Source organism: Variovorax sp. Sphag1AA, from assembly GCF_014192575.1.
GTDB lineage: Bacteria > Pseudomonadota > Gammaproteobacteria > Burkholderiales > Burkholderiaceae_C > Variovorax.
In genome coordinates this window covers 25,053-44,136 of record NZ_JACHYC010000004.1, presented here as the reverse complement: position 1 = coordinate 44,136, position 19,084 = coordinate 25,053, and the positions used below count along the sequence as shown (strand labels likewise).

The 19,084-nt window shown below is 64.6% G+C and carries 19 protein-coding genes, 1 pseudogene and 1 riboswitch; of the genes and pseudogenes, 5 read left to right on the top strand and 15 right to left on the bottom strand.

The annotated features are described in order from the left end of the window. Positions 1 to 6: 6 nt before the first annotated feature. The gene (locus tag FHW64_RS16200) at positions 7 to 759 is read left to right on the top strand and encodes a sulfite exporter TauE/SafE family protein (RefSeq protein WP_221210386.1); all 753 of its coding nucleotides are present in this window, start codon (positions 7 to 9) and stop codon (positions 757 to 759) included. A 7-nt stretch (positions 760 to 766) separates the two neighbouring features. Here FHW64_RS16200 and arsC read toward each other — a convergent pair. From arsC to FHW64_RS16140, 12 genes and pseudogenes are all read right to left on the bottom strand, one after another. Beyond that, a pseudogene (gene arsC, locus FHW64_RS16195) lies at positions 767 to 1,132 on the bottom strand (arsenate reductase (glutaredoxin)); the annotation flags it as partial. Between the two features lie 20 nt (positions 1,133 to 1,152). After that, the gene (locus FHW64_RS16190) at positions 1,153 to 1,830 is read right to left on the bottom strand and encodes a glutathione S-transferase family protein (RefSeq protein WP_184528027.1); all 678 of its coding nucleotides are present in this window, start codon (positions 1,828 to 1,830) and stop codon (positions 1,153 to 1,155) included. Positions 1,831 to 1,876: 46 nt separating this feature from the next. Next, positions 1,877 to 2,389: a 6,7-dimethyl-8-ribityllumazine synthase gene (locus tag FHW64_RS16185; protein ID WP_184528025.1), complete on the bottom strand. Its 513-nt coding sequence runs from the start codon at positions 2,387 to 2,389 to the stop codon at positions 1,877 to 1,879. Between the two features lie 86 nt (positions 2,390 to 2,475). After that, positions 2,476 to 2,633: riboswitch (FMN riboswitch) on the bottom strand. A gap of 92 nt (positions 2,634 to 2,725) precedes the next feature. Then, the gene (locus tag FHW64_RS16180; RefSeq protein ID WP_184529140.1) at positions 2,726 to 3,817 is read right to left on the bottom strand and encodes a DNA glycosylase AlkZ-like family protein; all 1,092 of its coding nucleotides are present in this window, start codon (positions 3,815 to 3,817) and stop codon (positions 2,726 to 2,728) included. A 47-nt stretch (positions 3,818 to 3,864) separates the two neighbouring features. Continuing rightward, complete coding sequence (locus FHW64_RS16175; RefSeq protein ID WP_184528023.1) at positions 3,865 to 4,743, bottom strand: sugar phosphate isomerase/epimerase; 879 nt, start codon at positions 4,741 to 4,743, stop codon at positions 3,865 to 3,867. Positions 4,744 to 4,748: 5 nt separating this feature from the next. Then, positions 4,749 to 5,936 (bottom strand): dihydrodipicolinate synthase family protein, encoded by a 1,188-nt coding sequence (locus tag FHW64_RS16170; RefSeq protein ID WP_184528021.1) that lies wholly within the window; start codon positions 5,934 to 5,936, stop codon positions 4,749 to 4,751. An 11-nt stretch (positions 5,937 to 5,947) separates the two neighbouring features. After that, positions 5,948 to 7,111, bottom strand: a complete 1,164-nt coding sequence (locus tag FHW64_RS16165; protein ID WP_184528019.1) for a Gfo/Idh/MocA family protein — start codon at positions 7,109 to 7,111, stop codon at positions 5,948 to 5,950. Between the two features lie 37 nt (positions 7,112 to 7,148). Further along, on the bottom strand, positions 7,149 to 8,591 hold the full coding sequence (locus FHW64_RS16160; RefSeq protein ID WP_221210387.1) for a hypothetical protein: 1,443 nt from the start codon (positions 8,589 to 8,591) through the stop codon (positions 7,149 to 7,151). 8 nt (positions 8,592 to 8,599) lie between these two features. Further along, a complete protein-coding gene (locus FHW64_RS16155) occupies positions 8,600 to 9,382 on the bottom strand; it encodes an ABC transporter ATP-binding protein (protein ID WP_184528017.1) in 783 nt (260 codons plus the stop codon). A gap of 33 nt (positions 9,383 to 9,415) precedes the next feature. Beyond that, on the bottom strand, positions 9,416 to 10,420 hold the full coding sequence (locus tag FHW64_RS16150; protein ID WP_184528015.1) for an ABC transporter substrate-binding protein: 1,005 nt from the start codon (positions 10,418 to 10,420) through the stop codon (positions 9,416 to 9,418). Between the two features lie 35 nt (positions 10,421 to 10,455). Further along, positions 10,456 to 11,229, bottom strand: coding sequence for an ABC transporter permease (locus FHW64_RS16145; RefSeq protein ID WP_184529135.1), 774 nt, complete (start codon positions 11,227 to 11,229; stop codon positions 10,456 to 10,458). A gap of 141 nt (positions 11,230 to 11,370) precedes the next feature. Further along, positions 11,371 to 12,021 (bottom strand): TetR family transcriptional regulator, encoded by a 651-nt coding sequence (locus FHW64_RS16140; protein WP_184528013.1) that lies wholly within the window; start codon positions 12,019 to 12,021, stop codon positions 11,371 to 11,373. A 102-nt stretch (positions 12,022 to 12,123) separates the two neighbouring features. Between FHW64_RS16140 and FHW64_RS16135 the strand changes: the two genes are divergently transcribed. After that, entirely contained in the window at positions 12,124 to 13,839 is a 1,716-nt protein-coding gene (locus FHW64_RS16135) for a thiamine pyrophosphate-binding protein (RefSeq protein ID WP_184528011.1), read from the top strand. A gap of 74 nt (positions 13,840 to 13,913) precedes the next feature. On the opposite strand, the gene FHW64_RS16130 is transcribed toward FHW64_RS16135, so the two are convergent. Then, positions 13,914 to 14,333, bottom strand: a complete 420-nt coding sequence (locus FHW64_RS16130; protein ID WP_093161618.1) for an SWIB/MDM2 domain-containing protein — start codon at positions 14,331 to 14,333, stop codon at positions 13,914 to 13,916. 184 nt (positions 14,334 to 14,517) lie between these two features. Beyond that, a complete protein-coding gene (locus tag FHW64_RS16125; RefSeq protein WP_260304733.1) occupies positions 14,518 to 15,384 on the bottom strand; it encodes a DMT family transporter in 867 nt (288 codons plus the stop codon). A 91-nt stretch (positions 15,385 to 15,475) separates the two neighbouring features. Here FHW64_RS16125 and FHW64_RS16120 point away from each other — a divergent pair, with 91 nt between their 5' ends. Both FHW64_RS16120 and aceA read left to right on the top strand, forming a co-directional pair. After that, positions 15,476 to 15,874, top strand: a complete 399-nt coding sequence (locus FHW64_RS16120) for a gamma-glutamylcyclotransferase family protein (RefSeq protein WP_311733315.1) — start codon at positions 15,476 to 15,478, stop codon at positions 15,872 to 15,874. Positions 15,875 to 16,118: 244 nt separating this feature from the next. Next, on the top strand, positions 16,119 to 17,450 hold the full coding sequence (gene aceA / locus FHW64_RS16115; protein WP_184528007.1) for an isocitrate lyase: 1,332 nt from the start codon (positions 16,119 to 16,121) through the stop codon (positions 17,448 to 17,450). A 69-nt stretch (positions 17,451 to 17,519) separates the two neighbouring features. Here aceA and FHW64_RS16110 read toward each other — a convergent pair whose 3' ends face one another. Continuing rightward, positions 17,520 to 18,482 carry a GlxA family transcriptional regulator gene (locus FHW64_RS16110; RefSeq protein ID WP_184528005.1) on the bottom strand — a complete coding sequence of 321 codons (963 nt, stop codon included), beginning with the start codon at positions 18,480 to 18,482 and terminating at the stop codon, positions 17,520 to 17,522. 112 nt (positions 18,483 to 18,594) lie between these two features. Between FHW64_RS16110 and FHW64_RS16105 the strand changes: the two genes are divergently transcribed. Next, a complete protein-coding gene (locus FHW64_RS16105; RefSeq protein ID WP_184528003.1) occupies positions 18,595 to 18,906 on the top strand; it encodes a putative quinol monooxygenase in 312 nt (103 codons plus the stop codon). The last annotated feature ends 178 nt before the right edge of the window (positions 18,907 to 19,084 follow it).

The window sequence follows — 19,084 nt, the reverse complement described above, 5'->3', positions numbered from 1 at the left end:
GCCGTCTTGACGATCTCTCTCTATCTGGTCGTCGCCCTTGGCGCGGTCGTCGCCGGCTTCGTGCAAGGCCTGTCGGGCTTCGCGTTCGGGCTGGTGGCGATGTCGTTCTGGGCCTGGACGGTCGACCCAAAGCTGGCGGCGGTGCTGTCCACCTTTGGCGCGCTCACCGGGCAGGTCATCGCGGCGGTCACCGGTCGCCGACAGCTCGATAAGGCGCTGCTCGCGCCTTTTGTCATCGGTGGGTTGGTCGGCTTGCCGGTTGGTGTCTGGCTATTGCCGCGCCTCGACGTGCCGCTCTTCAAGGCGTGTCTCGGCGGCCTGCTGCTGATCTGGTGTCCGACGATGCTGATGGCGCGCAACCTGCCGTGCGTGACTGCCGGCGGGCGAGCGGCGGATGCGATCGCCGGTTGGCTCGGTGGCATCTGCGGCGGCATCGGCGGGTTCACCGGGCCCATTCCCACGCTCTGGTGCACCCTGCGCGGCTTCGACAAGGACGCGCAGCGCGCCGTGATCCAGAACTTCAATCTCTCGATGCTCGCGGTCGCGTTCTCGCTCTACGTAGGAACGGGGCTGGTGACCGTCAGCATGCTGCCGATGCTCGGCCTCGTCGCGCTGGCCGTGCTGGTGCCGGTGCTGCTCGGCGCGCGGCTCTACGTCGGCATCAGCGACGAGGTATTTCGCAAGATCGTGCTCAGTCTGCTGACGGCATCCGGCTTCGCTTTGCTGGCGTCGTCGGTGCCGGTGCTGCTCGCGCGCTGAATTACTTCTTCGGCAGAAGGTCGACCACCAGATCCGCCGGCCGGCACAGGCGCGTCCCGATGGGCGTTTCGACGATCGGCCGGTTCATCAGGATCGGGTGCTCCACGATGAAATCGAGCAGCTGATCGTCCGTCCACTTCGGATCGCCAAGGCCGAGTTCTTCATAAGGCGTGCCTTTCTGGCGCAGCACTTCGCGAACCGGGACGCCCATCGCCTTGACGAGCGATTTGAGCTTCGCCTTGGTCGGCGGCGTCTTCAGGTATTCGATGACCTGCGGTTCGATGCCGTGTTCGCGGATGAGCGCGAGCGTGTTGCGTGAGGTGCCGCACGCAGGGTTGTGGAAGATGGTGACGGAGGAGGTTGCGTTTGCCATCCGACGATTGTCCTCCGCGCTCAGGCCGTCTCGGGGCCTTCCCATCCGTGCTTGAACGGAAACCGCGCTGCCCAGAAATCCGCAAGGCGTGGATCGGCATCCACGCGGCGCACCACGTCAGCCATGCGCGGCGCCTCGCGATAGAAGCGCGTGCGTCCTGGCGTCCAGCGTGACACCACGGCAACGTAGATGTCCAGCACGCCGATCTGGTCGCCAAGCAGATAGGGCGTGCCGCGCGGCACCTGCGCATCCATGAGCCGCCAGCACTCGGCGATCCGCTCGCTGGCGCGTTCGAGGACGACCTTTTCGGCTCCCTTGTCGGCTGCGAGCCGCGACGGTTCGTCGCGCACCCAGTACATCGAATAGATGGACGCGGGCACGTAGGCCATCCACCGCAGGTACTGCGCGCGCAGTGGATGGTCGATGGATGGCGCGAGCGCAGCCTCGGGATGTTGTTCGGCAAGCCACATCAGGATCGCTGCGCTTTCCGTCATGACTTCGCCGGACGGCAGCACGAGCACCGGCGCCTGCCGCATCGGATTCACATGCGCAAGCTTCTGGCGTTCGGCTTCGCCTTTCCACGGCACGATGTCGACCGTTTCGACGGGCACGCCGATGAGCGTCAGCGCGGCGTGTACCGGCGTCGCGCCCGAACCGGGCGCACCGTAGAGCGTGTAAGGCTTAGCTGCAGTGTTCATCACCGCAGCCTACGCCCGCGAGGTTTCGCGGATCGTCGAAGACCGTTCAGGCGGTGAGGATTGCGTCCAGCCGCTGCAGGCCCTCGATCGTCTCCACGCACGCTTCCGCGGCCTCGGTGCCCTTCACCGCGAAGTGGGTGTGGAAGTACTTGCGATGCTCCACATGTTCGTGGAAGTGGTGCGGCGTGAGCACGGCGGAAAGCACCGGCACGTTGGTTTCGAGCTGCACCGTCATCAGCGCATTGACGACGGTGTTGGCGACGAACTCGTGGCGATAGATGCCGCCATCCACGACGAGCGCCGCGCCGACGATCGCCGCGTAGCGCCCCGACTGCGCGAGCCGCTTGGCGTGCAGCGGGATCTCGAACGCGCCGGGCACGTCGAAGATGTCGATGGTGTCGAGCGGAACGCCTTGGCGCTTCATCTCGGCGAGGAAGGCGTCGCGCGCCTGATGGACGATGTCCGAATGCCATTGCGCCTGGACGAAGGCGATGCGGCGGCCGCGTGGTGCGTCCGAAGCCTGAACGGCGGAGAGGGGAAGGTCGTTGATCTGACTCATGGTTTGCCTTTGAAGGGTTTGCCTGAATCAGGGCGCACGAAGCCGACGCCCAGCGTGCACGCGAACGCGCCCGCCCGGCAACGGCATCGCGCTCTCTTTCATCCGGACTGTGACCGTCGGCCCCGGAATCACACCGGGTCTGCTGACCCCGCGACGCATTGCACGCCACGGGCGCTCGCGGGCTCGTGCGACTTTCGCCGCCATGACCGCCGGTGGGGAATTTCGCCCCGCCCTGAGAACGCTTTGCTCCAGCCTGAGCCGGAGCACGGGCGATTCTAGGGAAGTCGCGCGCGTTGTGCTGTCACGCAGGAGGCAAGACCCCAAGGCTGGCTTGGCTCAGCGCAACGCGAGGAACTCGGCCATGCGATGCATCTCATCGTCTAGCGCAGCGCGGAAGGCGGCTCCAGACGGTGCACGGTCCGCATAGCCGAACGCGGGCTGCAGCCGGCCGTCGTGAACCGTGACGTTGGCCCAGCCGATCACGCGGTCATGCCACAGCATCGGCAGCGCGTAATAGCCGAACTGCCGCTTCGGCGGGGGCGTATAGGCCTCGAACTTGTATGTCCAGCCCCACAGCAGTTCAAAGCGGCGGCGATCCCAGACGATCGGGTCGAACGGCGCGAGCAGCCGCAACGAGTCGTCAGGCGCATGGCGCCGCGACGCGGGGTTTTCGTCGGCAGGCCAATACCAGGTCGTGCCATCGATATGGCAACTCGCGAGCTCTTCGCGCGCCATGCGCAATGCGGCCTGCGTCTGCGGCGCGAGGTGCGGCGCGCCGTAGCCGAGCAGGCGGATCAGGTAGGTGAGGCTCGCGGCCGGCAGCGGCGCGTACTTGCGCACCACCAGATCGATCAGCGCAGCTGCGCGCCGGGCTCGCTCGGCGGGACTGTCGTCGACTTGCGGATGCGTCACGGCCTCGTAGATGCGCGTGCCGCTATCGCGTCGCTTCACGCGCAGCAGTCCGCGATAGTGCATGCCGTCGAGCAGGTGCGTGCTGGCGTTGCTTGATCCGCCCCAATAGTTCGTCATGCGCCCGTGCGCGAAATGCGCATCGACCTCGCGCGGGTGCACAAAGCCGCGCTCGCGCACGAAGGCCAGCACCTCATCCGCCTTGCGCCGGGTCTCGGCGTCCCACGCCTGCTTTGCCTCTCGGGGATGCATGAGCGCCAGATGCTCCCGCGGCAGAAATCCGTAGTTGACGAGGCAGTCTTCCTCCACGGCGAGCCGCGTATAGCGGGTTTCGAGATCGCCCGCACGGTAGTCCTTGACGCGCTGGCGCAGCGTCAGGTCTTGCGCGCGCGCCGGGGCGCGGATCGGGTCCGCCTGCACGAACCCCAATCGACGGATCGCGGCCGGCAGCGTGGTCGGCGTGAAGAGAGTTCGCACCACCGCATAGCGGCGCAGCGCATCCAGAGTGGGCTCGGGCATGCGCAGATTGCAGCACAGCGCGGCCATGCCCGCTGCGCCGTACGCGCTCAAACCACGCTGCGGTGTCGTTCGATGCAGGTAGCGAGCGTCTCTTCGCCCGAGCGCTTCCACCAGTCAAAGACCGAGAAGATCTCGACTTCGCTGAAGCCGGCGTAGCCTGCCTCCTCAACCCAGCCACGCACCTTCTTCAGTTCGACCACGCCGTCGCCCATCATTCCGCGATCGGAGAGCAGGTCGCGCGTCGGCGTGAGCCAGTCGCAGACGTGATAGGCCAGCAGGCGCTCCTTACCGGCGCGCGCGATCTGCTGCTGGAGCTTCGGATCCCACCACACGTGGTAGATGTCGACTGCGACGCCAAGCATGCCCGAGCGTGACGGGTCGAGTTCGTCGCACAGATCCAGCGCGTGTTCGAGGGTGTTGATGCACGCGCGATCTGCTGCCTGCATGGGATGCAGCGGCTCGATGGCGAGTGGCATGCCAACCTGCTGCGCGTACTCCAGCGATGCCGCGATGCCGTCGCGCACTTCGCTGCGTGCGCGTCCGATGTCCTTGTAGAGCGCCTTGCCGTCGAGCGCACCCGGCAGCGCGCCCACAACCAGCACGAGGCAGGGCGCACCAAGCAGCTTGGCTTCATCGATCGCCCGTCGGTTGTCGTCGAGTGCCGTTTTCAGTCCGGCGGCATCAGGCGCGGGGAAGAAGCCGCCGCGGCAGTAGCCTGACAGCCCAATGCCATGCGCCTTGAGCTGCTTCGCGATCTTGTCGATGCCCACCGCAGCGACCTGGTCGCGCCACGGGCTGATCGCCCGGATGCCGCGCTCGGCGCACTGATCGATGATGCGATCGAGTGGCACCTCAGCGCCGTTCTGCTTGCGGATCGTGGCGGTGTTGATCGACAGCCACTCGTGGCTTTGCGAGAAGTCGCGCATGTCGATCAGCCTTCGATGCCGTGCAGCGCGAGCAGGGTCTTCATCCGTTGCACTGCCAGCTCGGGCTGTTCAAGCAGATTCGCCGCGTCAGCCAACCGGAAGAGTTCCGCCAGATGCGGCAGCGAGCGCGTGCTCTGCTGCCCCCCGACCATCGTGAAATGGCTCTGGTGCCCGTTGAGCCACGCCATGAACACCACGCCGGTCTTGTAGAAGCGCGTCGGCGCCGCAAAGATGTGGCGCGACAGGGGCACCGTCGGCCCGAGGATCGCGTGGAACTTGTCGAGGTTGCCGGCAGCCAGTTCACCCAGCGCCGCACTCGCAGCCGGCGCGATCGCGTCGAAGATGCCGAGCAGTGCATCGCTCTTGCCATGCGTCGGTTCGCTGCCGTGGCCGTCCCCAGCAATCAGTTCCGCGTAGTTGAAGTCGTCGCCGGTGTACATGCGAACGCCCGCGGGCAGGCGCCGGCGCATCGCGATTTCCTTGTCCTTGTCGAGCAGGGAGATCTTGATGCCGTCCACCTTGTGCGGATGCGCGGCGATGATGCCGAGTGCGGTGTTCATCGCGCTGTCGATGTCCGAGGTGCCCCAGTAGCCGGCGAGCGCGGGGTCGAACATGTCGCCGAGCCAGTGCAGGATCACCGGCTGTTTCGCCTGGCTCAGGATGCGGTCGTAGACGCGCTCGTAGTCGGCCGGGCTTTTGGCGACGCGCGCGAGCGCGCGGCTCGCCATCACGATCAGCTTGCCGCCAAGCGCTTCGATGGCGGCCATCTGTTCCTCGTAGCCGCGGATCACGTCATCGACGCTCTTGACCTTGTCGATGTCGAGGTGGTCCGTGCCGCAACCGGAAGCGACCAGCGCACCGGGCACATCCTTCGCGGCTTCGAGCGAGCGGCGGATGAGTTCGAGCGAGGTCGGCCAGTCGAGGCCCATGCCGCGCTGTGCAGTGTCCATGGCTTCGGCCACGCCGAGGCCGAGGGACCACAACCGGCGCCGGTAGCCGATGGTGGCGTCCCAGTCGACCGCGCATTGCAGCCACGGATCGATCGCGGCCTTCGGGTCCGCAACCACGTGCGCCGCCGAGTAGGCGATGCGGTTGAACTTGACGCCCGCCGGCGGCTTGACCGGCGTGCTGCCCTTGAGCGCGTAAGGCGCAAGCGCGCCGTCTGCAGTGGGGAGAATGAGCGAGAGGGCCATGGAACGCCTCCTCAGATCTTCAGTTCGGGCACGTCGATCCAGCGGCGGTCCTTCCAGCTTTCGAGCGCGGCCTCGACGAGCTGCACGCCCTTGGCGCCTTCTGGCAGCGTCCACTTGTACGGCGCGTTCTCGACCACGTGGCGGATGAAGTGCTCCCACTGGATCTTGAAGCCGTTGTCGTAGACCTGCGAGTCAGGGATCTCCTGCCACTGGTCGAAGAAGTTCATCGTCTGCTTCTCGTCCGGGTTCCAGACCGGGCGCGGCGTGGCGACGCGCGATTGCGCGCGGCACGACGACAAGCCGGCGACCGCCGAGCCATCGGTGCCGTCGACGTGGAAGGTCACGAGGTCGTCCCGCCGCACGCGGGTGACCCAGCTCATGTTGATCGCCGCGATCACCGGTTCGCCGTTGTGCCCGGTGAGTTCGCACGTCGCGTAGGCCGCGTCGTCGGCCGTCGCTTCATAGGGCTGCCCGGCTTCGTCCCAGCGGCGCGGAATGTGCGTGGTGCCCAGGCACGAGACAGACTTCACCTCGCCGAAGAGGTTGTCCAGCACATAGCGCCAGTGGCACATCATGTCGAGGATCATCCCGCCGCCGTCTTCCTTGCGGTAGTTCCACGACGGACGCTGGATAGGCTGCAGATCGCCTTCGAAGACCCAATAGCCGAATTCGAGCCGGACCGAAAGCATGCGGCCGAAGAAGCCGGCGCGGCGCAGCATGTCGAGCTTGCGCAGGCCGGGCAGGAAGAGCTTGTCCTGCACCGCGCCGTGCTTGAGGCCTGAGCCTTGCGCGAGGCGGGCGATCTCCACGGCTTCGTTGAGGTTGGTTGCGATCGGCTTTTCGCAGTAGACGTGTTTGCCGGCGCGGATGGCCTTGGCGAGCAGCTGCGGGCGCATCTGCGTGGTGCCGGCGTCGAAGAAGATGGTGTCGTCCTTGTTCTCCAGCGCCTTGTCGAGGTCGGTGCCCCAGCGCGCGATGCCGTGTGCCTTGGCGAGGGCTTCGATCTTCTCGGCGTTGCGGCCGATGAGGATCGGATCGGGCATGACTTTGTCTCCGTTGGAGAGCGTCACGCCCCCTTGCGCGCGGATCGCGCAGATCGAGCGGATCAGGTGCTGGTTCATGCCCATGCGTCCGGTGACGCCGTGCATGATGATTCCGAGTCGTTGTTGTGTCATGGTTTTCTCCTTGAGGGGCGGGAAGGGCGCGTGGCGCCTACACCAGCGAGGGCGCCTGCTGGAGCGGCAGCAGGCTCGTGAAATCAGGGTTGGCCGCGTGCGCGAAGCCTGGGCGGTCGAGCGATGCGGCTTCGATGCGGCCGTTGCGGATCGCCAGGCGCGGACGCCCGGCGGTGGTTTCGTAAAGGTCGGGATGCGCCTTTGCGAAGGCGTCTTGCTCCACATCCGGTGCGTCGCCGAAGCCGTCGACGTAGTGGTGACCGTTGCGTTCGCAGTGCGAGAGGCCGAGCAGCGCGGCAAGCGCGAGATCCTGCTGCACCGCGAGTCCGGCCTGGCAGGTCAGGTCTTCTGCCGACATGAAGCAGCGGTCGGCTTTGTGGCCGGGCGCGAGGTTCCATTGATCGCAGCGCGCGCGATTGATGACAGCCTTGTAGATGCCCTTGCACCCTTTGCTCGATACGCCGCGCCAGCCGTGATTGCGGCCCAGCGGGAAGGCGTCGAGCGTGCCGTCGGCCTCATCGAGCAGCAGTGGGGCCGGTGGCTGGAGTTGGCTTAGCGCCGGGTCCATGCTCGCGTCGCGTGGCAGCGGTTGCTCAAGATAGAGCAGTGCTTCTGGGCGTTTGGCGAGGCGTGGCAGTGCGCGCAAGCCCTCGCAGAGCGCCTTCAGGGCCTGCAGGTCCGCATACTGCTCGTTGCCGTCGAGGGTGAAATGGTGGCCCGGTGCGACCCTGTCGAGCGTGGCGAGGACGTCGTCGAGCCGTGCGAGATCGGCTGCAGGGTTGCCGCCGAGCTTGATCTTGAAATAGCGGTGACCGTAGTGGCGCACGACGGCGGGGAGGCTGACCAGCAGTCCCTTGGCGTCATCCGTGTCGCCTTCCAGTGCATCCAGCATGCCGACGGTGTGTCTTGCGTGCAGATCGTGAGTGGGCGCCAACGTGGAGAGCCACGCATCCCAGTCCCAGCCCTGAAGGTCCTGCGTCAGCGGCGCGTCGCAAAGACCGACGAGGTTGTCGCGGAAGGCCGCATGCATCGGCAACTGAAGGCTGCGGCAGAGCGCGTCGATCACCGCGCGGTCGATCACCGCTTGTCCGAAGGCTGTGGAAAGCGCGGTCGCACCCGTTGCCTTGCCGTGGTGCATCAGTGCGTCGTAGTTTTGCGCGAAGAGTGCAAAGGCGGTCGTCGGGGTGCCCCGGGTGTAGGCGGCGGATGCGGATTCCAGCGCGTGCTGCAGATCGCGTACGTTGTCGGCCTGGCTTCGATCCGCCCGTTTGTCGAACCATCGCGGCACCATCAACTCTGCAGCCCAGCCGTCAGCGATCCCGTGCGGCCCGCAGTCCACGGTGGCGCGCACAAAGACCTGCGGGCAGCGTGTCAGCGTCGATGCGCCGAACTTGAACGGCAGCCGCAGCGACATCGCGCGCACGCCGAATTCGACGGCGAGCACACGCAGGCGGGGTGCGGAGGACGGGACAGCACTCACGGCGAACCTCAGTGGGCGTCCAGGTGCCCTTGTGCGAAGAAATGCGCGCGCAGCGTACGGGCGTACTCGGCGAAGCGCTCCGTGCCCATCACGTCGAGGGGGCGCGGGCGCGGCAGGTCGATGTCGTAGATCGCTGCAATGGAGCCCGGGCGCTCGCTCATCACGACCACGCGGTCGGACAGGAAGATCGCTTCCGGAATGCTGTGCGTGATCAGCAGCACGGTCTTCTTCGATGCCGACCAGATGCGCTGCAGTTCGAGGTTCATCTTCTCGCGCGTCATCGCGTCGAGTGCGCCGAACGGCTCGTCCATGAGCAGCACCGAGGGGTCGTGCAGCAGGGCGCGGCAAATCGATGCGCGCTGCTGCATGCCGCCGGAGAGCTGCCAGGGGTACTTCTTTTCGAAGCCGGTGAGGCCGGCCATCTTCATCAGTTCGCGTGCACGTTGCCGCGACGCTTCCTTGGGCAGATGGCGGATTTCGGCTTGCAGGAGGATGTTGTCTTCGACGCTGCGCCAGGCCAGCAGGACCGCGCTCTGGAAGACGATGCCGACGTCCTTCTGCGGTCCCTTGATCGGGTGTCCGGCAAGGGTGAGCATTCCGCCGCTGATCGGCAGCAGGCCCGCCACCATCTTCAGCAGCGTGCTCTTGCCGCAGCCGGACGGGCCGACGACGGAGACGAACTCGCCTTCGCGAATCGAGAAGTCCAGCGGCTTCAGCGATTCGACCGGGCCGTCCTTGCTTTGATAGATCTTCGAGACGCCGCGCGCTTCGATCAGGACATCAGTGGACATTGGAGCGATGGGAGAGTTGAAGCGCGCGAGTCATCAGTTCGGAAGGAAGTCGAGAGTGACGTAGTCCTCAGGCTTGCCGCGTGTCGAAGCATCCATCCCGCCGTACTGCACCAGCAGGTCCAGCGAGTCGTTGACGTTCTTCATTGCCACCCGGAACGGACGCTGGTTGGCCGTGTCCTTGGTGTGATAGAGCGCGGTGCTCTGCTTGAGGCCGATGATGAGCGTGTCGCGCACGCCGGCCTTGGGGTTGGCCTTGAGCATCGCGTCGACGGCGGCTTCCGGCTCCTTCTCTGCGGCTTCGGCCGAGCGGGTGGCGGCGCGCATGAATCGCTTCACCAGATCGGGGTTCTCGGTCAGCAGGTTCTTGTTGGTGATGATTCCGGAGCTGATCTGGTTCACGCCCGAGTCGGCGAAGCGGATCGGCGTCACCGGCTTGCCGGTCGCGTCCTGCAGCTTGATCGCCTGGTCCATCACATAGCCCAGCAGCAGGTCGGCCTGGCCGTTGGCCACCGCATTGAGCTTGGTCTGCGCATCACCCGAGATGACCTTCACCTGGTCCGGCGTGATGTTGTTGGCCTTGAGGAAGACCGGCCACATCTGCGACATCGAATCGCCCGGCGTGGTCGCGACCGTCTTGCCAATGACGTCCTTGGGCGTCTTGATGCCCTTCTCGCTGAATCCCATGACCGACATCGGGCTCACCTGGAACAGCACGCCGGTGGACTTCAGCGGCGCGCCCTTGGCGGCGGCCTTGATCATGGTCGTGACGTCGATGTAGCCGAAGGTGGCCGACTTGGCTGCGACGGCCTGCGCGGTGACCGCGGAGCCGCGGCCTTCCTGGATGTCGAGGTCGATGCCTTCTTCCGCGAAGTAGCCGCGCTCTTTGCCGAGGAAGAACGGCGCGTGTTCGCTGTAGAGGTACCAGTTGAGCATCAGCGTGACCTTGTCCGCCGGCTTGTTCTGCGCCTGGGCGGGTGTCACCGCGAGTGCCACCGCGGCGGCAGCGCCGGCGAGGAGGGTCGTAAGCATCTTCTTCATGGTTTGTCTCCTGGAAGAGTGGTTTGCAACGGAACTCAGTTGGCGTGGCGCTGGGAGGCGTGCCACGGGATCATCAGCCGCTCGACGAGATCGACTGCGACGAAGAGCAGCACGCCGATGGTCGAGAGCACCACCAGCGCGGCGAACATGAGCGGAAGGTCGAAGTTGCCGTTGGCGACCTGCAGCACGTAGCCGATGCCGGAGTTGGAGCCGACGAATTCGCCGACCACCGCACCGACCACCGCCAGCGTCACCGACACCTTCAACCCGCTGAAGATCGCCGGCAGCGCCTGCGGCAGGCTGATCTTGAAGAAGGTCTGCAGACGCGTCGCACCCATGGAGCGTGCGAGATCGAGCATGTCGGGCTCGACCGACTTGAAGCCCATCACCGTCGAGACGACCACCGGGAAGAAGCCGAGCAGGAAGGCCGAGATCACCTTCGGAAAGATGCCGAAGCCGAACCACACCACGAAGAGCGGCGCGATCGCGACCTTGGGGATGCTCTGCGAGAACACCAGCAGCGGGTAGACGTAGGACTCCACCACGCGTGAGTAGGCGATCACCATCGCGATCGGAATGCCGATGAGGATGGTGAGGCCGAAGCCACCGAGGGTGGCGAGCGTGGTCTTCCAGCTTTCGGCGATGAGGCGCGGCCATTCGGCGATCAACTGGTGCACGACCTGCATCGGCGGGGGGATGAGGTAGGGCGGGATCTTGAACACCCGGATCACGATGTCCCACAGCACCAGCAGCATCAGGATCAGCAGGAAGGGCCTCAGTGCGGGTGAAAGCAGCAGGTTGCGAAGCATCGACGAGAGCAGGTGGGTTGAGCGTGAAGCCGTTGGCATCGCGGTCGAACCGCGCGTTCCAATTCACCGGAAAGTGAATTAAACGATTCTAGAAACCGGTCCCCGCTGCAGTCAACGACCGCTGCCTAGGAGATACCCGAATCAGCGCAGCGCGTAGCCGAGCACCAGATCGGTCATGTGCGAGAGGCGTTGCGCCATCGCCTTGGGGGTGCGCAGGTCGCGGCCGAAGATGGTCGACAGCGTGTCGTTGTTCGAGAGGTAGAAGTAGCAGAGCGAGGCGATCGAGATGTAGAGCTGCACCGGATCGATGCCATCGCGAAAGACGCCGCTTCGCCGCCCGCGATCGAGCACGTCGTCGAGCAGCTCGATCAGCGGGGAGTTCATCTCCTGGATGCGTTCGGAGCGCTTCAGGTGCACCGCGCGGTGCAGGTTCTCGCTGTTGAGCAGCGTGATGAACTCGGGGTGTTCGAGGTAGTAGTGCCAGGTGAAGGAGACTAGGCGGCGGATCGCTTCGACTGGCTCCACGTCTTCGAGGTGCAGCCGCTGTTCTGCCTGTCGGATGCTTGCGTAGGTGCCTTCGAGCACCGCGAGGAAGAGATCGTCCTTGCTTCCGAAGTAGTAGTAGATCAGCCGCTTGTTGAGGCCCGCGCGCTCGGCGATGCTGTCCATGCGCGCGCCCGCGAGTCCGCGTTGCGAGAACTCGTCGCGCGCCGAGGCGAGGATCGCGAGCTGGGAGCGGTCGGCATCGCGCGAGCGCGGTTCGGTCTGCGCTTGAGTGCGGCGGGGTTTCATGCGGCGAATTTAACCAGATGGGGAATTAAGGCAAGCGGGCAAGCAGGGGGAGGCACGCCGATAATTCGCGAACCCCATTTGAAGCAGAGAGGCGCATCGCACATGAGCTCACCACAACCCGCAGGGCACCTGATTGTCGAGTGCCTGATCGAGCAGGGGGTCGAGCTGGCCTTCGGTGTACCGGGCGAGAGCTTTCTCGCGGTGCTCGACGGCTTTCATCAATACGGCGATCGCATCCGCTTCATAGTGAATCGCCAGGAGGGCGGTGCGGCGTTCATGGCCGAGGCCCACGGCAAGCTGACCGGAAGGCCGGGCGTGTGCTTCGTCACGCGCGGGCCGGGTGCCACCAACGCATCGATCGGCGTGCACAACGCGTTCCAGGATTCGACGCCGATGGTGCTCTTCGTTGGCGATGTCGGCAGCGACTTCCGCGATCGGGAGGCCTTCCAGGAAGTCGACTACGGCAGCTTCTTCGGGCCGAGCACCAAGGGCTTCGCCAAGCGCGTGGAACGCATCGACGATGCGAATCGAATCCCGGAGTACATCGCGCGCGCATTTGCGACGGCCATGAATGGGCGCCCCGGGCCGGTGGTGCTGGTGTTGCCGGAGGACATGCTGCGCAGCAGCACGACATCGCGTCCGCTGCGCCGCGTAGAGGCCGTCGAGCCTTGGAGCGACCCTGGCGCGTTGCGCACGCTGCGCGAACTGCTGCTGAAGTCGCAGCGTCCGCTCGTGATCGCCGGCGGCGGCGGGTGGACTCAGCAGGCTGCGCAGGCACTCCAACGCTTTGCCGAAAACTGGAAGCTGCCGGTGGCGAATGCGTTCCGCTTCCAGGACACGTTCGACAACCACCATCCGCTGTACGCGGGCGATGTTGGTATCGCGATCAATCCGAAGCTTGCGGAGCGGGTGCGGCAGAGCGATCTGATCCTGGCCATCGGTCCGCGGCTCGGCGAGATGACGACCAGCGGCTACACGCTCCTCGAGGCGCCGAAGCCGAAGCAGACGCTGGTGCACATCCATGCCAGCGCGGAGGAACTCAATCGCGTCTATCAGGCCGATCTCGCGATCAACGCCGGCATGAGCGCGGCCGCGCGTAGCCTCGAAGTGCTGAGCGCGCCGACCGAGCTGCCTTGGGAAGCGTGGACCGCATCAGCGAATGCGGACTACCTGGCGAACCTCGAACCGCAGTCGCTCGCCGGCTTGCCGGCGGAGACGCCGCGCGGCGCGGTCGACATGGTGGCGGTGGTCCAGTTGCTGCAGAAGCACCTTCCGCCAGACGCCGCAATCACCAACGGCGCCGGCAACTTCGCGAGCTGGGTGCATCGCTATTTCCGCTATCACGGGCTCACGAAGGGCGCCAAGACGCAACTCGCGCCGACCAGCGGCGCGATGGGTTACGGCGTGCCGGCGGGCATCGCGGCGAACCTGGCAACGGGGCGTGTCGCCTTCACGATCGCGGGCGACGGGGACTTCCTGATGACGGGACAGGAACTCGCGACAGCTTCGCAGCACGGCGGCAAGAGCATCATCGTGCTGCTCAACAACGGCATGTACGGCACCATCCGCATGCATCAGGAGCGCGAGTACCCGACCAAGGTGAGCGGTACGGAGCTGCGTAATCCGGACTTCTGTGCGCTCGCGAGGGCCTATGGCTACGCGGCGGAGCGGGTCACCGAGACCGCGCAGTTCGAAGGTGCGCTGCAGCGGGCGCTGGCGGCCGATACGGGCACGCTGATCGAGATTCCGCTCGACCCCGAGGTCATCACCACCCGAGGAACACTGAGCGCAATCAGGAAGGCAGCGCAGGCGCGATAGCACGCCCTTTGCGCAGACGAAAAAAAGCCGGCGGTTGCCGGCTTTTTTTGTGGAGCGTGCAAGACGCTCTGTGCTTACTTGACGTGCTTACCAATGAGCGAAGCCAGTTCGAACATCGACACTTGCGGCTTGCCGAAGATTTCCTTCAGCTTGGCGTCGGCGTTGATGTTGCGCTTGTTGGCCTTGTCTTGAAGGTTGTTCTTCTTGATGTAGTCCCACAGCTTGCTCACCACGGCGGTGCGCGGCAGAGGCGTCGAGCCCACAACAGCGGCGAGTGCCGGGCTGGGGGTCAGTGCCTTCATGAACGCAGCGTTCGGAGTGCGCTTCTTGGCGGGAGCCTTCTTCGCAGGAGCCTTCTTGGCCGGAGCGGCCTTCTTGGCGGGTGCTGCCTTCTTTGCAGGAGCAGCCTTCTTCGCGGGCGCCGCGGCCTTCTTGGCCGGAGCCGCCTTCTTTGCCGGCGCTTTCTTGGCCGGAGCCTTCTTTGCAGTTGCCATGGTTGATTTCCTTTTTTGGTTGAACGCTTTCACCAATGAGAGTGTGTCTCTTCACCGGCATTGCGGATGCTAAAGGAGAAGAAACGCGTTTCCAAGGGAAAAAGGGGTTTTTTCATTGGGAGTTGTTGTTTTTTCAGAGGGAAGAAGCACAGCGTTTTCCCTTGGAGGCACTCTGAGAGCGCCTTCAGGCGCGTCGAGCGGGCCATGTCGCGAGCACGACGCCGAGCAATGCGAGCGCAAACGCGAGCACTTGTGGCATCGAGAGACTCTCGCCGAGCACCACGACGCCGACCAGTGCAGCGCTCACCGGCAGCATCACGGTGAACACGCCCGCCTGCGACGCGGGTACGCCCTTGAGCCCAGTCATCCAGAGCCATACGGTCCAGATGCTCGCTGCGAGTGCGTACACCACGAGCAATCCCCAGAGGCCCATCGGCACGGCACCGAAGTCGAAGCGCAGCGCGAACCAGATGCCGAAGGGCGTCGAGAGGATGAAGCCCCAGAGGTTGATGAGCGACGAGATGCGCTTGGGCCCGAGCCGTCCCGTGAGCGACTTGCCGATCACCGCATACGAGGCTTCGCACACCACGGCCGCGAAGACGAGCAGGTTGCCCAGCCAAGGCAAGCTGCCCGGCGACGTGCCGGAGCCGTGCGTCGCGGCTTGCGCAGGTGCAAGAGCGAGCAGCCCGATGCCGAAGGCCGCGCATGCGATCGCGAGGCCGACGCGCGCAGTGATGCGTTCGCGCAAGAAGAGCCAGCTGCCGATCGCCACCACGGCCGGAATCGAGGCCATGATCACGCCGGCCGACACTGCGCTCGTGAGGCTCACGCCGAAGAGCATGCAGATCGAAAACATGAAGTTGCCGAGGAAGGACTCGAGGAAGACGAGGCCGCGCGTGTGTGCCGTCATCGGCGGTTCGTCAGCAGGACGGCGAAGCCAGTGCGGCATCGCGAGCGCCGCGATGCCGAAGCGCAGCCATGCCAGAAGCAGGACCGGGAAAGCAGCGACCAGCGGCTTGGAGAGAGCAACGTAGCTGCCGACGAGCGACATGCTTAGCGCGAGGCAGCCGTAGGCGACAAGGCGGCGAGGCGCCGGAAGTGCGGTGTTCAATAGAGTGGCGAACGTAGCGAGGAGTACTTGGATGATGCCGCAACCCGATCCCACAGCCCGTCATGTGTTCGTCTACGGCACGCTGCGCTGCGGCGGCAGCAACGATATTTCGCGGTTTTCTCCGGCGCCGCAGCGGGTAGGAGATGGCGAGATCGCAGGCACGCTGTTCGATCTCGATGCGTACCCTGGCGCGGTGCTCGGTGGGCCGGCGCGCATCAAGGGCGAGATCTACCGGATCACTCCGGCACTCGAAGTGCAGCTCGACGCGCTCGAGGAAGTGAAGCCCGACGGCTCTGGGGAGTACATCCGTCGAGAAGTCGTGGTGGAGGTGGCCGGTCGACCGATCGCCTGTCTTGTGTATGAGATCCATCCGGCGCGCATCGAGGGCAGACCGGTCATCGCGAGCGGCGACTGGATGTCGCGAGCGTGAGGGCGCGTGTCCTCCTTTTCACGCCGTAAAAGCACTTCCACAATGTAAAAAGTTAATGTGTTGCGCCGCAATATTTTTTCTCAATACAAGAAAAATAATTTCTCATTGAGAAAAAGATGCGTAAGTTGTTGATTTTGTTGAGTCAAAAATAACTCTTCTATAAGACATAAGAGTCTCGCGTCCACGTACAGTAGACGCCAAGGACGCGAAGCGACCGACCCTTTCAACAACTCTCGGAGTGACCATGCCTCAGACCCTCACCGAACAACTCAGCCGCGAACAGCAGATCGCCGCCCTCGAAAAAGACTGGGCCACCAACCCCCGCTGGAAGGGTGTGAAGCGCGGCTACAGCGCCGCCGACGTCGTGCGTCTGCGTGGTTCGCTGCCGATCGAGTACACGCTCGCTCGCCGCGGCGCCGAGAAGCTCTGGGAAAAGATCAACGGCGGTGCCCGCAAGGGCTACGTCAACGCGTTCGGCGCCATCACCGCTGGTCAGGCGATGCAACAGGCCAAGGCCGGCCTCGAAGCCGTGTACCTCTCGGGCTGGCAAGTCGCCGCCGACGGTAACTCCTCCGAAACCATGTACCCCGACCAGTCGCTCTATGCGTACGACTCGGTGCCGACCATGGTTCGCCGCATCAACAACACCTTCAAGCGCGCCGACGAGATCCAGTGGTCGCGCGGCATCAACCCCGGCGACAAGGAATTCATCGACTACTTCCTGCCGATCGTGGCCGATGCTGAAGCCGGTTTCGGCGGCGTGCTCAACGCCTTCGAACTGATGAAGAACATGATCGCAGCGGGCGCTGCCGGCGTGCACTTCGAAGACCAGCTCGCTGCTGTCAAGAAGTGCGGCCACATGGGCGGCAAGGTGCTCGTGCCGACACAAGAAGCTTGCGAGAAGCTGATCTCCGCGCGCTTCGCCGCCGACGTGATGGGCGTTTCGACCATCGTGCTGGCCCGGACGGACGCTGAAGCGGCCAACCTGATCACCTCCGACCATGACGCGAACGACAAGCCGTTCCTGACCGGCGAGCGCACGCAGGAAGGCTTCTACCGCGTGAAGAACGGCCTCGAGCAAGCCATCAGCCGCGGTGTCGCCTACGCGCCGTACGCCGACCTGGTGTGGTGCGAAACCGGCACGCCGGACCTCGGCTTTGCCCGCGAGTTCGCCCAGGCTGTGCACGCGGCGAGCCCCGGCAAGCTGCTGTCGTACAACTGCTCGCCGTCGTTCAACTGGAGGAAGAACCTCGACGACAAGACCATCGCTGCGTTCCAGGACGAACTCTCGGCGCTGGGCTACAAGTACCAGTTCATCACGCTCGCGGGCATCCACGTCAACTGGTACAACACCTTCAAGTTCGCTCATGCGTATGCAAACGGCGAAGGCATGAAGCACTACGTTGAGATGGTTCAAGAGCCCGAATTCGCAGCGCGCGAACAAGGCTACACCTTCGTGTCGCACCAGCAGGAAGTCGGCGCGGGCTACTTCGACGACGTGACTACGGTCATCCAGGGCGGCTCGTCGAGCGTCAAGGCGCTGACCGGCTCGACCGAAGAAGAGCAGTTCCACTGATCTGCTTTCTCGGTCACTGAAGAAATCCCCGCGTGGGCAATCCACGGGGATTTTTTCTTGGAGGGGGCGCTATTCGAACTTGCGCAGTTCGCGCACGCCGCGTCCGAGCCGCTGGCGAAGCAGGCTTCGCAGCGTCACGCCTTCGGCATAGCCGACGAGGCTTGCGATCTGCTCCAGACTCTTGTCGCTCGTCTTCAGAAGATGAACCGCGCGCTCGACACGAAGATCCTGGAAGTAGGAAAGGGGCGTCTTGCCGAGCACCTGCTGCATGCGCCGTGCGAGGGTGCGCTTGCTGGTTCCGGCGGCGGAGGCAGCTTCGTCGAGTGAAAAGCCATCGGCGAGCCTCCCGCGGGCCCAGCGCTCGAAGCGTTCGACGGTCGGATCCGAATGGCTCAGGTGATCCGTGATGACGTACGCAGACTGGGACGGTCGGGAGTCGACGATCAGGTATCTGGCGACCAGCGTCGCGAGTTCGGGGCTCGCCTGACGCACGAGGAAGAGCGCCATGTCGACGTGGCTCAGTGCGGCTCCCGCGGTCACGAAGGGTCCGGAACTGACGAGCATGCGCGACTCGTCGAGCCGAACGGTGGGGTAGCGCTGGCGAAACAGCGAAGAGAGCCACCATGTCGTGGTCGCCTGCTGCTGGTCGAGCAGACCGGATTCGGCAAGCACGAAGGTCCCGATGCAAGCCGCGGCGATCTTTGTGCCCGATGCTGCCTGCTCTCGAAGCAGGCCCGCCGCATCGGCGATGTCCTTGCGGCGTAGCGCCGTCTGCAGGCCATCGGGCATCTTTTCTCCGATCGCCGGAATGACGGTCCAGTCCGGATCGGCGAGCTCGGCAGCCTGCCTGACCGGAACTCGAAGGCCTTGCGCCGTGCTGACTTTTTTTCGAAGGCCAACGGTGCAAACGTCGAAGCGCGCAACGTCGAGTTCGAGCATGCCCGCCAACTCGTTCGCGGTGGTGAAAACGTCGAGGGTCGTGGCAAGCCCTGTGTCGAACACGTCGTCCAGAGCGAGTACGTGAATCTTCATGGCAATAACGATAGCAAAGACGTCAAAAATGCCAATAGGACGATTGCAGGGGGCGGCCTAGAGTTCATCACGGTCGTCGCACTTCCGCGCAACCGCATCCAAAGGAGAAAGCATGATCAAGTACGCACTGTTCGCCCGCCTTGAGGCCAAGCCGGGCAAGGAAGCCGAAGTCCAGCAATTCCTCGAAGCTGGCCTTGCGATGTCGCGCGACGAGAAAACCACGCCCATCTGGTTCGCCTTGCGCCTCTCGCCGAGCACCTTCGGCGTTTTCGATGCCTTCGAGACTGAAGACGGCCGCCAGGCACATCTGAACGGCCAGATCGCGAAGGCGCTCATGGCCAAGGCGCCCGACCTGTTTGCCAAGCCGCCGACGATCGAATCGATCGACGTCCTGGGCCTCAAGAACGCAGCGCCGGCATCCTGAGCCACTCGCGGATAGAATCGCGCGTTCCATCTCAGCAGCAACAAGAGCGAGAAAGGCACCTTGGTTATGACACCGCGAACTACGCCGCACGCATTCAGCGGTCTTTTCCCCGAAGGAGAAGGCCGGTAGGCCGCGCATGCCGGATTCCGGTGCATCAACCCAAGCAAAGCGCGGTCGA